The organism is Halobellus sp. Atlit-38R (genome assembly GCF_003665925.1).
Classification (GTDB): domain Archaea; phylum Halobacteriota; class Halobacteria; order Halobacteriales; family Haloferacaceae; genus Haloquadratum; species Haloquadratum inordinatus.
This window is the reverse complement of the sequence record NZ_QXIJ01000061.1, coordinates 1-845: the sequence shown is the minus strand read 5'-3', so window position 1 is coordinate 845 and position 845 is coordinate 1. Positions and strand designations below refer to the sequence as shown.

Annotated in this window: 1 protein-coding gene; it reads right to left on the bottom strand. The window is 52.1% G+C overall.

What is annotated here, in order from left to right; all coding sequences use genetic code 11:
* A partial coding sequence (locus tag D3D02_RS20510; RefSeq protein WP_199723170.1) for an alkaline phosphatase family protein occupies window positions 1-800 on the bottom strand: 800 nt, incomplete at its 3' end.
* Between the last annotated feature and the right edge of the window lie 45 nt (window positions 801-845).

Sequence of the window (845 nt, the reverse complement as noted above, 5' to 3'; positions counted from 1 at the left end):
GTCTGCCGGACGAGGTAGCCTTCCTCTTCAAGCCACGTGTTGATATTGAACTCCACCTCGATCCGATTCGATCCGTGGTCCGACATTACAAACAGGTGATCCAGTTCGTCACTCTCAAGCAGCGTTCCGATGTGTTCGTCGATGATCTCCCATCCGGTGCGGACGACATCGCGGTCCCAATAGAAGTGATGGAGGACGTTAATGTAGAAAATTGTCGCGTGGATCAGCGTGTACTCGCCCGATTCGAGCTGGTCTTCAAGCACTTGGAAGCGCTGTTCGATTAGGCGATGTATCTCGTCGACGCAATCGTTCTCTTGATTATCTTTCGACAGTTGGGAAAGGTGGTCCGGATGGACCTGATAGTCGTATTCGTCTCGAAGTTGATCCTCCAACCCATGGGGATGAGTGTACTCGGTTTGTTCGCAGTCCGGTCCTCCAGCAATGAACTTCCCGTTCACCTTAGATGGCGGCGATCCAGTCGGTAAATTGATCACGGACACGTTCCCATCAAGAAGATCCCAGTACTCACCGCCGTCGAACTGTTCGGAGGAACTGATCGGTTCAACTGTGTGAGTCTCTCTATTGACCCGCTCCCACCAGAAGACCCCGAGTTTTCCAGGATTGACTCCGCTCGCGTAACACCGCCAGTTCGGGGAGGTTACTGGCGGTAGACAACTCCTCATATCCATCGCTGCCCCTTCTGAAGTGAGCTTTGCGAGATTAGGGAGAACTCCAGAATCGATCCAGTCTTCTATCAGCTCAAATGCCGCCCCGTCAAGTCCAAGTACTACTGTAGTCATCGATGTTATAGGAGTAGGTTTGGTAGCTACTCGTACGAATAGTGC